The sequence below is a fragment of the Bradyrhizobium sp. GW821-FHT13H05 genome (assembly GCF_058804065.1).
On record NZ_JBXAPO010000004.1, the window covers coordinates 67,395 to 80,208 of the forward strand.

At 65.0% G+C, this 12,814-nt stretch carries 11 protein-coding genes; 6 read left to right on the forward strand and 5 right to left on the reverse strand.

What is annotated here, in order from left to right; translation table 11 throughout:
- Positions 1-125: 125 nt before the first annotated feature.
- Positions 126-1,364: a hypothetical protein gene (locus tag AC1RR3_RS13675; RefSeq protein WP_492823327.1), complete on the forward strand. Its 1,239-nt coding sequence runs from the start codon at positions 126-128 to the stop codon at positions 1,362-1,364.
- 62 nt (positions 1,365-1,426) lie between these two features.
- Positions 1,427-1,708, forward strand: a complete 282-nt coding sequence (locus AC1RR3_RS13680; protein ID WP_492823329.1) for a TonB-dependent receptor plug domain-containing protein — start codon at positions 1,427-1,429, stop codon at positions 1,706-1,708.
- Between the two features lie 16 nt (positions 1,709-1,724).
- On the opposite strand, the gene AC1RR3_RS13685 is transcribed toward AC1RR3_RS13680, so the two are convergent.
- Positions 1,725-3,041 (reverse strand): alpha/beta hydrolase, encoded by a 1,317-nt coding sequence (locus AC1RR3_RS13685; protein ID WP_492823331.1) that lies wholly within the window; start codon positions 3,039-3,041, stop codon positions 1,725-1,727.
- Positions 3,042-3,336: 295 nt separating this feature from the next.
- On the opposite strand from AC1RR3_RS13685, the gene blaBJP reads away from it, so the two are divergent.
- Positions 3,337-4,221, forward strand: a complete 885-nt coding sequence (gene blaBJP, locus AC1RR3_RS13690; protein ID WP_492823333.1) for a BJP family subclass B3 metallo-beta-lactamase — start codon at positions 3,337-3,339, stop codon at positions 4,219-4,221.
- Between the two features lie 320 nt (positions 4,222-4,541).
- Complete coding sequence (locus tag AC1RR3_RS13695; protein WP_492823335.1) at positions 4,542-6,557, forward strand: putative bifunctional diguanylate cyclase/phosphodiesterase; 2,016 nt, start codon at positions 4,542-4,544, stop codon at positions 6,555-6,557.
- Between the two features lie 435 nt (positions 6,558-6,992).
- On the opposite strand, the gene AC1RR3_RS13700 is transcribed toward AC1RR3_RS13695, so the two are convergent.
- Positions 6,993-7,268: a hypothetical protein gene (locus AC1RR3_RS13700; protein WP_492823337.1), complete on the reverse strand. Its 276-nt coding sequence runs from the start codon at positions 7,266-7,268 to the stop codon at positions 6,993-6,995.
- On the opposite strand from AC1RR3_RS13700, the gene AC1RR3_RS13705 reads away from it, so the two are divergent.
- Both AC1RR3_RS13705 and AC1RR3_RS13710 read left to right on the forward strand, forming a co-directional pair.
- A complete protein-coding gene (locus AC1RR3_RS13705) occupies positions 7,234-7,785 on the forward strand; it encodes a hypothetical protein (protein WP_492823339.1) in 552 nt (183 codons plus the stop codon). The genes AC1RR3_RS13700 and AC1RR3_RS13705 overlap by 35 nt on opposite strands.
- A 17-nt stretch (positions 7,786-7,802) precedes the next feature.
- A complete protein-coding gene (locus AC1RR3_RS13710; RefSeq protein WP_492823341.1) occupies positions 7,803-8,324 on the forward strand; it encodes a hypothetical protein in 522 nt (173 codons plus the stop codon).
- A 7-nt stretch (positions 8,325-8,331) separates the two neighbouring features.
- Here AC1RR3_RS13710 and hutU read toward each other — a convergent pair whose 3' ends face one another.
- Genes hutU through hutI form a run of 3 tightly spaced genes read right to left on the reverse strand, consistent with a single transcriptional unit; the run spans position 8,332 to position 12,782 of the window.
- Entirely contained in the window at positions 8,332-9,999 is a 1,668-nt protein-coding gene (gene hutU, locus AC1RR3_RS13715) for a urocanate hydratase (protein ID WP_492823343.1), read from the reverse strand.
- A 12-nt stretch (positions 10,000-10,011) separates the two neighbouring features.
- Positions 10,012-11,571, reverse strand: a complete 1,560-nt coding sequence (gene hutH / locus AC1RR3_RS13720) for a histidine ammonia-lyase (RefSeq protein WP_492823345.1) — start codon at positions 11,569-11,571, stop codon at positions 10,012-10,014.
- Complete coding sequence (hutI, locus tag AC1RR3_RS13725; RefSeq protein WP_492823347.1) at positions 11,568-12,782, reverse strand: imidazolonepropionase; 1,215 nt, start codon at positions 12,780-12,782, stop codon at positions 11,568-11,570. The genes hutH and hutI overlap by 4 nt, the downstream gene beginning before the upstream one ends.
- Between the last annotated feature and the right edge of the window lie 32 nt (positions 12,783-12,814).

The following is a 12,814-nucleotide window of genomic DNA, read 5'->3' on the forward strand; positions in this document are numbered from 1 at the left end:
ATTGGTCCCACCTACATTGACATCAGTGTGACGGCCGGGGCAGTTTTTGCATTGCTGACGAATCAGCGATTGCCTCACGCCGAGTACCTCTTGGACAACTCCCAGTGCTTTCGAGACTGATATCGTTGCTGCGCCGCATCCCTGCGGTGAAATGGGCGTTCACCCGGCTTCGGCCTTCATCGCAGAGCGGCAGCGTCACCGGTGCGCCAGTCGCAGCGGATGAGCCTCAGGCTCTCGTTGCAGACCTCGCCGAAACTTCTCCAAGCGCAGAGATCTGCGCAGCCCCGCTGCACGAGGACGCGCCGGTCGCGGCAACAGTTCCTGTCGCGGTCGGTGAGACCGCTGTTCCCGATGTCGAGGATAGCGCCTCCGCCGTGCCGTCCGATATCACCACCGCCGAGGATTCGTCTCACGAGGTGCCGGCCAATATCGATCCGGTCGCGGAGCCTGCAGACCTTTCCATTGAGGTCGAGAGGGAGCTTGTTGAAGTCGCCGATCACATCGTCAGCAACGATGCTTGCGCCGGCGATGCCGCAGACGTTGAGCCGGTCATCGCAGACGCCGCCTCGGCTGACGGCTTGAGCCCTGCGGCGGAATCTTCTGATCTCATCATCAGCGAGCCGTTCACTGAACTCGCAACGGACGCCGAGCCCGCCAGCGCAGAGGCCGCGCCCACGCAACTCGCCGAGGTCGAAAGCCCGGCGGCCGATATCTCCGATCTCGTCGTCGCCAGCGAGCCAACCGCTGAAGCTATTGCGGACGTCGAGGCAGTCGGGGTTGACGACGCGCCCGTGGCGCTCGTCCAGGCTGAAAGCGCGACGACCATTTTCGACCTCGTCATCGCCAGCGATCCAGCTCCCAGCGTCGCCGCGGACGTCGCCCCCGTCCCGACAGAGGTCCCTTCACCCGCGAAGCCCGTCGCTGCGGACGAAGTTCCGGCAATCTCTTCAGATTCAAGCACGAGCAGCGCGCCCGCGTTGGTCGCAGTAGCGTCCCGGGCGAAGCCCAGCCGCGCGCCGAAAACTCCGACGAGAGCGGCGGATCCCGCCGATCGCGCAACGCTGATCCGGCAACGCTGGACGGAGACCGGGATCAGGATGTGGAATCCTCGGCTTCACGGCACCGGCGATGCCACGTTGAACATCCAGGGACGAAGCGAACTGCTGCCGCCCGCGCCCGGCGAGACGATGCCGCGCTACGACAGGCTCGAATTCAAAATGCTCGGTGGGCAAATCGTCTGCGAGGGCGTTGTCGTCGAGGCGCCCGCGCACGCAGGCCAGCGTAGCTTCACCCGGCTCGCCGAGCCCGTGAAGTCAGACCGCGCCCGCGAACCGGTGCGGGAACGTCAGGCCGCCCTCGCCTGACCTTTTCCTGAACGGCATTGCTCCCCATATGCTGGGCTGATGCCATGGATGTGGGAGATCGCATGCCCGCAAAATTGTTGCCATTGATCCTGCTGGCCACCCTCTGCGTCTCGCAAGGCGCCTGGGCGGCGTCCGGCAAGCGGCCGCGCCACACGCCGGCAGCGCCCGCCGCGGACCCAGCCGCGCCCTACAAGGCCGACCGGCTCTCGTCCTCGCGCGGTGAGACGATCCTCGACACGCCCGGCCAGACTACGGTGCTGACGCGTCAGGTCCTCGACGACAAGAACGCGACCAGCCTGCGAGACGCCATGCGCTCGACCGCCGGCGTGACGATCGGGCGCTAGGCGTCCGCATCCACGCTCACGGAATCGGATACCCCTTCCAGATCCACTCCAGCGCCGACGGCAGCGTCTGCGCGATCGTCGGCCGGTCGACGTGCTTGGCATTGCGCACGAACAGGAACTGGTAGTGATAGCCCTTCTCGGCCAACACCTTCGCCATCAGCGCGTTCGACAGCGTCCAGTCGTGCATGCCGTCGGGAATGGTGGGGTTTGGATAGAACAGATCCTGGTCGCCGCCGAAGAACCAGAAGCGGATCGGCTTCGTCGGCGCCGCGACGATCAGCGGTACGCCGGGGGGCTCGGCCGGCGTCAGCACGCCCGCCTTCGAAATGAGATTGGGAGTGGCTGGCCCCGCCCATGCGCTGTGATATTCCCACGCGCCGCCACGCAGCGACGGATCATGCGGCCATTGCTGGTTGACCATGGTCGGTGAGAAGGCGAGCACGCGGTGATAGAGATCGGGATAGAACCACGCCATGGTGAAGGCAGCAGCTCCGCTCGAGCTCAGCCCCATGGTTGCACGCCCGTCGGGATTTTTGGTGAGCCTGACATCGGCGTTCTTTTCCACCAGCGGCAGCACCTCGCGCTCGACGAACTGAGCATAGACGCCTGACACCGCGTCATATTCGCGACCGCGCTGGCTGCCCTGCGCGTCCTGCCCGCCATTGCCGATCTGGATCGCGATCATCGGCGGTACGCGGCGCTGTGCGATGAGATTGTCGAGCGTGTTGGCAAGGTCCTTGTAGGCGTTGGAGCCACCGTCGCCGACCACGATGAACGGCGCCTCGGTACCGCGCACATATTGCGCTGGAACGTAGACGTCGATCGTGCGCGACCAGACGCCGGGATGGCTGGTGGTGACGATCATGTGCGATTTGTCCTCCGGCGCGGTGACGGTGGTCATGATCGAAGAATTCGTGCAGCCCGCGACGTCGTCGCGGATCAGGCCGGGATTGTAGATCGTGCTCTCCTTCGAGGTGAGCGTGAAGGATTTCGTCGCACCGCGCGGCACGCCTTCTTTCGCGATCGTCTCCGGAGCTGGATTGTGGGTGGGGCCGATGATGAAATTGCCTTCAGCGCCGGGCGGCGGCAGCGTCCCGTCGGGCAGCTCGGTCGCGCGCGGATAGTTCGGGTTTGACGGATCGCGCGTCGGCGGCGCCGTCTTGAAGTCGAGGCCCGTCGTGTCGATGAAGAAGGGCGCCGCCCTGTCGGCGGTGTTGGCGCCTGGCGGCACGGCCATGTTCTGGGTGACGCAGGCCGGCTGCGACATGGCGACTGACGTGAAGGAGGCCGCGGAAATCAGCGTCGCCACGAGGACGGGCAAGATCCTGGTCATTTCAGCTCCCGGTGCCGACGAGTCTTGTTGGCTCGCCTTGAGGAGAAGTATGCCGGGTGGCCGGCAGGCGGTCAAACTCGCGTGGCCCGCGTTGCCACGATAACCGCCATGCCTAAACCGGCCGCGAGCCGTTATTCCCGCGCGGGTCGGAAAATATTGCGGACATGAAACCGTTGCTGACAGGCCCCTCACGGCGTAGTTTGCGACCCATTGGGAAGGCACGCAGGTTGCGTCCGATCGAGAACAACAAGCAAGAACGAACAAGAACCAACAAGAACAATACCGGAGGCAAACCATGAGAGTATTCACGGCCGCGCTGTGCGCATTGGCGTTGCTGGCAACCGGCGCGCAGGCGCAGACCGTCAAGGACTTCCTGGCGGCGGTCACCAAGAAATGGACCACGCCGTTCGAGCCGTTCCAGCTCATCGGCAACATCTATTATGTCGGCACCGACGGCATTGCCGTCTACATCATCAAGACCTCGCAGGGGCTGATCCTGATGGATACCGCGCTGCCGGAGTCGACCGGCATGATCAAGGACAACATCACGAAACTCGGCTTCAAGGTCGCCGACATCAAGTATATCCTCAACACGCACGCGCATTTCGACCACACCGGCGGCTTCGCCGAGATCAAGAAGGAGACAGGAGCCCAGCTCGTGGCCGGCGAGCGCGACAAGCCGCTGCTCGAGGGCGGTTACTATCCGGGCGATGAGAAGAACGAGGATCTCGCCTTCCCCGCGGTGAAGGTCGATCGCGCCGTGAAGGAAGGCGACAAGGTGACGCTCGGCGACACCACACTGACGGCGCATGCAACGCCCGGCCACTCGCCGGGCTGCACGAGCTGGGAGATGACCGTCAAGGACGGCAAGGAGGACCGCGAGGTGCTGTTCTTCTGTAGCGGCACAGTGGCATTGAACCGGCTGGTCGGCCAGCCGACCCATGCCGGCATCGTCGAGGATTACCGTGCGACCTACGCCAAGGTGAAGGCGATGAAGATCGACGTGCTGCTCGGACCGCATCCGGAGGTCTATGGCATGCAGGCCAAGCGCGCGGAAATGAAGGACGGCGCGCCGAACCCATTCGTCAAGCCGGGCGAGCTTGCAACCTACGCGACCACCCTGTCGGCGGACTTCGACAAGCAGCTCGCCAAGCAGACCGCAGCGCTGGAGAAGAAATAGCGGCGATCAGTCATCGTCCTTCACCTCTCGCAGAGGGGAGAGGTGTCCCCGCACGTCGGCCCGTCCTGTCGACGTGCGGCAATGCGTGGCGGCCGATGCACATGGTTAGCAGGGTGTGACCACGAACGGCCTGACGGGGCCGACGCCCCCCTCGGACGGTCCATATCCTTAACGGCACCTCACCAATGCACGCGGCCGGAACACAACGCGGTAGCGTGCAACCTGCGCTGGCCTTTCCGCGTGGAACCCGTCTAACGCGCCCTTTACCCCCGCTGTGCAAGATCGCCTCCGTTTTCAAGGGATCCGGGGCGCGTATTGCAATGCCTGTCGCCAATTTGAAGTCTCACTTCGCCGCCGCGATGCGGCTGTTTCGCGTGCCGGACGACCCGGACCTGACACGCGCGCAGTTCGACGCCTTCTCGAAGCAGATCCCGCTGCTCTACTTCATCCTGATGAGCAACACGATCGCCGTCGCCTACACCTATGTGAACGTGGCGCCGGACTGGCTGACGATGATCGTGCCGAGCGTGCTGACCGTGCTCGCGGCCCTGCGCACCTTCTGGTGGCTGCGCCAGCGTCACCTCGTGCGCAGCGATGCCGACATCCTGCGCAATCTGCGCGCCACCAACTGGATGACATTGCCGATCGGTGCGGGCTTCACCGCCTGGTCCTTCACGCTCTACCCTTACGGCGATGCGTTCGCCAAGAGCCAGGTCGCCTTCTACATGGCCGTCACAGTGATCGGCTGCATCTTCTCGCTGATGCATCTGCGCTCCGCGGCGCTGATCGTGACGCTGGTCGTCGACGTGCCCTATGTACTGTTCTTCTGGGCGACCGGCGAGCCGACGCTGAAGGCGATCGCGGTCAACAATTTGCTGGTCTCCGGCGCGATGGTGACGGTGCTGTTCATCTATTATCGCGACTTCGCCGATCTCGTCGCCAGCCGCAAATCGCTGCTGGCGCAGCAGGCGGCGACCCAGGCACTCTCGGACGAGAACTTCCGCCTCGCCAATCTCGATTCGCTCACCGAGCTGCCGAACCGCCGCCGCTTCTTTGCCGAGCTGTCCAGCGCCTTCGCTGATGCCGAGCGCAGGAGCGTTCGCGTCGCGGTCGGGATCATCGATCTCGACGGCTTCAAGCCGATCAACGACAATTATGGGCACTCGGTCGGCGACCGCGTCCTGATCGAGGCAGGCCGCCGCATCCGCGAGGTCTGCGAAGGCTTTGGTCCGCAGCGGGTGGAATTCGCCCGGCTCGGCGGCGACGAGTTCGGCCTCGTCGTGTGCGGCGACCCCGATGACGCGGATCTGCACCGACTCGGTGAACGCATCGGCGAGCAGCTCAAGCTGCCGTACCAGGTTGACACCGCCCATACCGGACTGTCCTGCTCGATCGGCCTTGCGCTATTCCCGCAATCGGCAACCACCGCCGAGGCGCTTTACGAATGCGCCGATTACTCGCTCTACCACGCCAAGCGCCATCTGCGCGGTCGCACCGTGATCTTCTCGAGCGAGCTCGAGGCCGAGATCCGCAGCCGCGGCGTCATCGAGAATCTGCTGCGCACCGCCGACTTCAGCACCGAGATGGATCTGGTGTTCCAGCCGATCGTGGACGCCATGAGCGAGCACACGGCCGGCTTCGAGGTCCTGGCGCGCTGGCACAGCTCGCGCCTCGGACTGGTTTCGCCGGCCGATTTCATCCCGGCCGCCGAGCGTATCGGCCTGATCCGGCCGCTGACGCAGGCGCTGCTGGTACGCGCGCTGGCGGCGGCGAAGACCTGGCCCGACCACATCCACCTGTCGTTCAACCTCTCCGCCCACGACGTCTGCTCGCCCGAGGGCATCCTGCCGCTGATCAGCATCGTCGAGAAGAGTGGGCTGCCGCCCCACCGGATCGATTTCGAGATCACGGAGACCGCCGTCACTTTCGACTTCGTGCGCGCGCAGCAGTCGATCGCCGCATTGAAGGCGATGGGCTGCGGCATCTCGCTGGACGATTTCGGTACCGGCTATTCCTCGTTGAGCCACGTGCACCGGCTGCCGCTTGACAAGCTCAAGGTCGACCGCAGCTTCGTCGCCGACATCAACGACAATCCGGTCAGCCACAAGATCATCAAGTCGCTCACCGGCCTGTGCGACGACATGGAGATCGCCTGCGTCGTCGAAGGCGTCGAGACCCGCGCCCAGCTCGATAGCCTGCGCCGTCTCGGTTGCGACTACATCCAGGGCTATTATTTCGCAAAGCCCATGCCGGGCAACGCGATTGGCGCCTATCTCGCAAAGGAACGGCAGCGTCTCGACGGCGCCGCAACGCCTGCTGCCAAGGTGGTCGCCTGAGGCGACAAAAAATACCTTAAGGTGCATCGCCGACAGGTCGAACCTGGGCCTGTCAACTCGACCGCTTCACATGCGTCGAAATGCCCTGATGTCCCCATGCGTGATGTGGAAGCTTGTCAGCGTCCCCAAAAAACGCGATACTCAATTTCAAGGGGAAAGATACTAAAGATACAACTTTTTGATCTTGGTGACTTTCAACTGGGCGCGGCGGCAAACACGGTTGTGAGTTGGCAATCGGAGGCAGGCATGTCGTCCAATGCGTCATTTCCGGCAGGGCGCCTCGCCCCGCCGCATTCCCACCTCGCCATTTCACATGCGTCACGACCGCCCGAGGAGCCGGATGGTAGCGGCGACATGCCGATCCGCCTCTTCATCCTCAGCGACGTGCGCCTGCTCTGCGAAGGCCTCGGCTCGTGCCTGGCACGGCAGGGATGCTTACACATCGCCGGGCACGGCGATCTCACGACCCTGCCGGAGCAGGTCGTCGATAGCGGTGCCCAAGTGCTGCTGGTCGACATCGCGACGTCGCGAGGATTGCAGCAATCGGCGGCCTGCCGCAGCCTGTTGCCAGAGCTGAAGGTCGTCGCCATCGCGGTCGCCGAGGTCGAACAGGACATCCTGGCCTGCGCAGAGGCCGGGGTAGCCGGCTTCGTCCTGCGCGACGGCTCGATCAGCGATGCTGCGTGCGCCGCAGACCCAGATCGAAGTCAACCACAACAGCGTGCAACGCGACCTCGCGCCGGCCCCCGACGATTCGACCGGCAACTGGTTCGCGTTGACGACGGCCGAGGTCAATCCAAGGGTGCCGTTCGCGCAGGCCGGCGAAAAAGTCGCGATCCGGCTCGGCGACGGGCGCATCCTGGCACTCGGCACCGACTATGCCTTTGTCAGGGCCAGTCTCGCCGCCAACGACACCGAGGGCGCGCGCGCCGGCATTATCGGCAACATGCTCTCCGCACGCGGCCCCGCCCCCGCCGTGCTGGTGACCGCCGGCCAGGAATGCCTGTTCAACGACAACCGGGTCGAGGCCAGCACCAAGAGCATCGCGGTGTCGCTGGAAAGCGCGATCGCCATCATCAGCACGAACCGTGTGCGCGGCGGCGAAAGCTCGATTCGCCTCACCAATGCGCGGGCGATGACCGTGCTCGGCAACATCACCACCGGCAACATCCTCATCCCCGGCGGCATTGCCAACACGCCGTGGGCGCCGCTCAACGCGATCGGCTAATTTCGGGAGATATTTTGATGCGCACGTTCATTGTCGGAGACGAGACGAAACTCAAGGCCGTCAGCGAGAAGCTGCTGCACGCCAATCTGAGCAACGTTCGCAGCGAAGCCGCGCTGAAGGCGTTGCAGGAGGCCAATCCGCATGCCAATTTCAACAAGCTCACGCGTGGCACCGTTCTGTTCGTGCCGGATACGCCAGGCTTCAAGGTCAGCACGACCAGCTCCGCCACCGAAGGTCCGCTCGCGGCGCTGCACGACCTCCTGGACGAGGCGCTTAGTGCCGCGCTCCAGGAGACCTCGGCCGGCAACAGCGTGCGCCTCGCCGATCAGGACCAGACGGTGAAGGCCTTCGACGACGGCGCTGTGAAGAAGGCAATCAGCGATCCCACGATCGGCGCCCAGATCCGAGAGAGCGTCAATGCCGTCAGGAAGGGTTTTGACGCCGATCGCGAGCTGGCCGCACGCGCGGAAAAGAATATCACCGATGTCGGCAAGGCCGCGATCGCAAAGCTCAACGAGCTCGGCAAAGCCCTCGCATGACGCCCGATTAAGCCAGGCTCGGCAGATCGAGCCCCTTGTCACGGGCACAGTCGATCGCGGTCTCATAGCCCGCATCCGCGTGGCGCATGACGCCGCTGGCGGGATCGTTCCACAGCACGCGCTCGATGCGCTTGGCCGCTTCCGGCGTGCCGTCGGCGACGATCACCATGCCGGCATGCTGGGAATAGCCGATACCGACACCGCCGCCGTGGTGCAGCGAGACCCAGGTCGCGCCGCTGGCGCAATTGAGCAGCGCGTTGAGCAGGGGCCAATCGGACACGGCATCCGATCCGTCCTTCATCGCCTCGGTCTCGCGGTTGGGGCTTGCCACCGAGCCGCTGTCGAGATGATCGCGGCCGATCACGATCGGTGCTTTCAACTCGCCACTCGCCACCATCTCGTTGAAGGCAAGGCCGAGGCGATCGCGATCGCCAAGGCCGACCCAGCAGATTCGCGCCGGCAGGCCCTGGAACTTGATGCGCTCCCTGGCCATGTCGAGCCAGTTATGCAGATGCTTGTCGTCGGGCATCAGCTCTTTCACCTTGGCGTCGGTCTTGAAGATGTCCTCCGGATCGCCCGACAGCGCGGCCCAACGGAAGGGACCGACGCCGCGGCAGAACAGCGGGCGGATATAGGCGGGCACGAAGCCCGGGAAGTCGAAGGCGTTCTTCAAGCCCATGTCCTGCGCCATCTGGCGGATGTTGTTGCCGTAATCGAGCGTCGGAATGCCCTGCGCATGGAAGTCCAGCATGGCCTGGACGTGCTCGACCATCGACGTCTTCGACGCGCGCTCGACAGCTTTTGGATCGGAGGTGCGCTTGGCTTCCCATTCCGCGAGCGTCCAGCCCTTCGGCAAGTACCCGTTGATCGGATCATGCGCGCTGGTCTGATCGGTGACGATGTCGGGCTTGACGCCACGCCGCACCAGCTCCGGAAAAATCTCCGCGGCATTGCCGAGCAGGCCGACCGAGACCGCCTTCTTCGTCTTCGCGGCCTCCTCCATGATCGCGAGCGCTTCGTCGAGCGTCGCGGCCTGGCGATCGAGATAGCCGGTGCGCAACCGCATCTCGATGCGGCTCGGCTGGCATTCGACCGCGAGCATCGAGGCGCCCGCCATGGTCGCAGCCAGCGGCTGCGCGCCGCCCATGCCGCCGAGACCGGCGGTGAGGATCCATTTGCCAGCGAGGCTACCGCCATAATGGCGACGGCCGACCTCGACGAAGGTCTCGTAAGTGCCCTGCACGATGCCCTGGCTGCCGATATAGATCCAGGAGCCGGCGGTCATCTGGCCGTACATCATCAGGCCCTTGCGATCGAGCTCGTTGAAATGATCGAGCGTCGCCCAATGCGGCACGATGTTGGAGTTTGCGATCAGCACGCGCGGCGCATCGGTATGCGTACGGAAGACACCGACCGGCTTGCCGGACTGGATCAGCAACGTCTCGTCGCCTTCGAGCTTGCGCAATGCCGCCGTGATCCGGTCAAAGCTCTCCCAGTCGCGCGCGGCGCGGCCGATGCCACCATAGACGACGAGCTCGCTGGGGCGCTCCGCGACGTCGGGATCGAGATTGTTCATCAGCATGCGCAAGGGGGCTTCGGTCAGCCAGCTTTTCGCGCTGATCTCGCTGCCGTGGGGGGCGCGGATGGTGCGGTCGTTGTCCAGTCGGCGGTTCATGCGGAAACCTCTTCAGGCGAGTCTTGGAAACGGGTCGGTTGGAAGCGCCGTGAGCGCGATGGTCGGCAATGCATCGGATTGGATCAGCGTAGCGGCCTTAGCGAGATCGCCGGCCATATAGCGATCGGCACCGAGCGCCGGCACCTGTTCGCGCAGGGCCGCGATGACGGCGACGAGCGGCGCGCTGGTCGCATGCGGCGCGCGCAGCGTGATACCTTGCGCGGCAACCAGAAGCTCGATGCCGAGGATGGCGGCGAGATTGTCGGCCATGTCGGACAACCGCCGCGCGGCATGCGCCGCCATTGAGACGTGGTCTTCCTGGTTGGCGCTGGTCGGCGTCGAGTCGATCGAGCAGGCAGCCGCACGCTGCTTGTTCTCGGCGTAGAGCGCAGCCGCCGTGACCTCAGCGATCATGAAGCCGGAATTGATGCCGGGATCGGGGGTGAGGAACGGCGGCAGGCCGAAATTCAGCGCGGGATCCACCAGCGTCGCAATGCGACGCTCGCTGATCGCGCCGATCTCCGACAGCGCCAGTGCGATCGAATCGGCGGCAAAGGCCACGGGCTCGGCGTGGAAATTGCCGCCGGAGACGATCTCGCCAGTCTCGATCAGAACGAGCGGATTGTCCGTGACGGCGTTCGCCTCGATGATCAACGTGCGCGCAGCCTGCGTGATCAAGTCGAGCGCAGCACCTGCGACCTGCGGCTGGCAGCGCAGGCAATAGGGATCCTGTACACGTTCGTCGCCCTCGAGATGCGACAGGCGGATATCGCTGCCATCGAGCAACGCGGTCAGCGCTACGGCCGCGGCGATCTGGCCGGCATGGCCGCGCAGCGACTGGATTTCGGGACGGAACGGCGCCGTCGATGCCATCGCCGCATCGACCGACAGCGCGCCGGTCACGAGCGCGGCGCGCGCCAAGCCAAAGGCTCGAAGCACGCCTGAGATGGCATAGGCGGTCGAAAACTGGGTGCCGTTGATCAGCGCGAGCCCCTCCTTGGGGCCGAGCGTCAGCGGCGCCAGGCCAGCGGCAGCGAGTGCTTCGCTGCCAGAGATGGCCCTGCCATCGACAAGCGCCTGCCCCTCGCCGATCATCACGGCGGTCATATGCGCGAGCGGCGCGAGATCGCCGGAAGCCCCGACCGACCCCTGCTGTGGCACCAGCGGATAGATGCGCCGCGCCAGCATGGCCTGTAACTGTTCGATCACCTCGCGCCGCACGCCGGAGGCGCCGCGGCCGAGCGAGACGATCTTCAACGCCATCATCAGGCGCACGATCGGCTCCGGCGTCGCCGCACCGACACCGCAACAATGCGAGACGATGAGGTTGCGCTGGAGCAGCGCGGTCTGGTCGGGCGGAATGCGCCTCGAGGCCAGCTTCCCGAAGCCGGTGTTGATGCCGTAAACGGGTGCGTCAGCTTTCGCGGCCTTCGCGACGATCTCAGCTGCAGCCTCCACGCGCGGCCAGAACGTGGGATCAAGGACGACAGGGGCGCCCTCGAGCACGCGCGCGAGATCGTCGAGGCTGACCGTTCCCGGCTTGACGACGATCGCTCCGCCCTGCTGCGTCACTGCCCTCTCCACACGCGCCGGTGCAGCGGATTGAAGCCGATACGGTAGACGAGTTCGGCCGGACGCTCGATGTCCCAGATCGCGAGATCGCACCATTTGCCGGCCTCCAACGTGCCGGTTTCATCAAGCACGCCGAGCGCGCGCGCCCCCTCACGGGTGACGCCCCCAAGGCATTCGGCGACCGTCATCCGAAACAGCGTCGCACCCATGTTCATGGTAAGCAGCAGCGAGGTCAGCGGCGAACTGCCGGGATTGCAGTCGGTCGCGAGCGCCATGTGAACGCCGTGCTTGCGGAATGCTTCGACCGGCGGCTTCTGCGTCTCGCGAATGAAGTAGAAGGCGCCGGGCAGCAGCACGGCGACCGTTCCAGCCTTCGCCATCGCGGCGGCGCCGGCTTCGTCGGTGTGCTCGAGATGATCGGCCGACAGCGCAGAAAATTTTGCAGCGAGCGCAGCACCCCCGAGGTTCGACAGTTGGTCGGCATGGAGCTTGACCGGCAAGCCAAGCCCTATTGCCACCTCGAACACCCGCGCCGTCTGGTCAGCAGAAAACGCAATACCTTCCATGAAGGCGTCGACGGCATCGGCAAGGCCGGCCTTTGCAATCGCGGGCAGCATCTCCTTGCAGACGAGATCGATGTAGCGATCCTTGTCGCCGTCGGCTTCCACGGGCAGCGCATGGGCGCCGAGGAAGGAGGTGCGGATCGCAACCGGCCGCTGACCGCCGAGGCTGCGCGCGGCCGCGAGCTGGCGCATCTCGGTCTCGGCGTCGAGGCCGTAGCCGGACTTGATCTCGACCGTGGTCGCGCCCTCGCCGATCAGCGCATCGAGCCGCGGCAACGCGCTTGCGACGAGCTCGGCTTCGCTCGCCTTGCGCGTCGCGGCCACCGTCGAGACGATGCCGCCGCCGGCGCGCGCGATCTCCTCGTAGCTCGCGCCCTTCAGGCGCAGCTCGAATTCGTGCGCGCGGTTGCCGCCATAGACGAGGTGGGTGTGGCAATCGACGAAGCCCGGCGTGATCCAGCGCCCCTCGCAATCGATCCGCTTGATCGCGTCGGCATCTGCAGGAAAATCCGCCTCCGTGCCGGCATATACGATGTGGCCGCCACGTATGGCGATCACGCCATGCTCGATCTCACCGAGATCGGGACGGTCGGCCCGCATCGTGGCGAGACGGGCATTATGCCAGATCCGGTCGAAGCGCTCTGCCATGCGGGTGTCCATTCGCCGTGGGATGCTTGACT

Excerpts from the sequence above, each read along its gene's own strand:
- AC1RR3_RS13680 (WP_492823329.1), top strand. The coding sequence starts at position 1,427 with ATGCCCGCAAAATTGTTGCCATTGATCCTGCTGGCCACCCTCTGCGTC.
- AC1RR3_RS13685 (WP_492823331.1), bottom strand. The coding sequence starts at position 3,041 with ATGACCAGGATCTTGCCCGTCCTCGTGGCGACGCTGATTTCCGCGGCC.
- blaBJP (WP_492823333.1), top strand. The coding sequence starts at position 3,337 with ATGAGAGTATTCACGGCCGCGCTGTGCGCATTGGCGTTGCTGGCAACC.
- AC1RR3_RS13695 (WP_492823335.1), top strand. The coding sequence starts at position 4,542 with ATGCCTGTCGCCAATTTGAAGTCTCACTTCGCCGCCGCGATGCGGCTG.
- AC1RR3_RS13705 (WP_492823339.1), top strand. The coding sequence starts at position 7,234 with ATGCTGCGTGCGCCGCAGACCCAGATCGAAGTCAACCACAACAGCGTG.
- AC1RR3_RS13710 (WP_492823341.1), top strand. The coding sequence starts at position 7,803 with ATGCGCACGTTCATTGTCGGAGACGAGACGAAACTCAAGGCCGTCAGC.
- hutU (WP_492823343.1), bottom strand. The coding sequence starts at position 9,999 with ATGAACCGCCGACTGGACAACGACCGCACCATCCGCGCCCCCCACGGC.
- hutI (WP_492823347.1), bottom strand. The coding sequence starts at position 12,782 with ATGGCAGAGCGCTTCGACCGGATCTGGCATAATGCCCGTCTCGCCACG.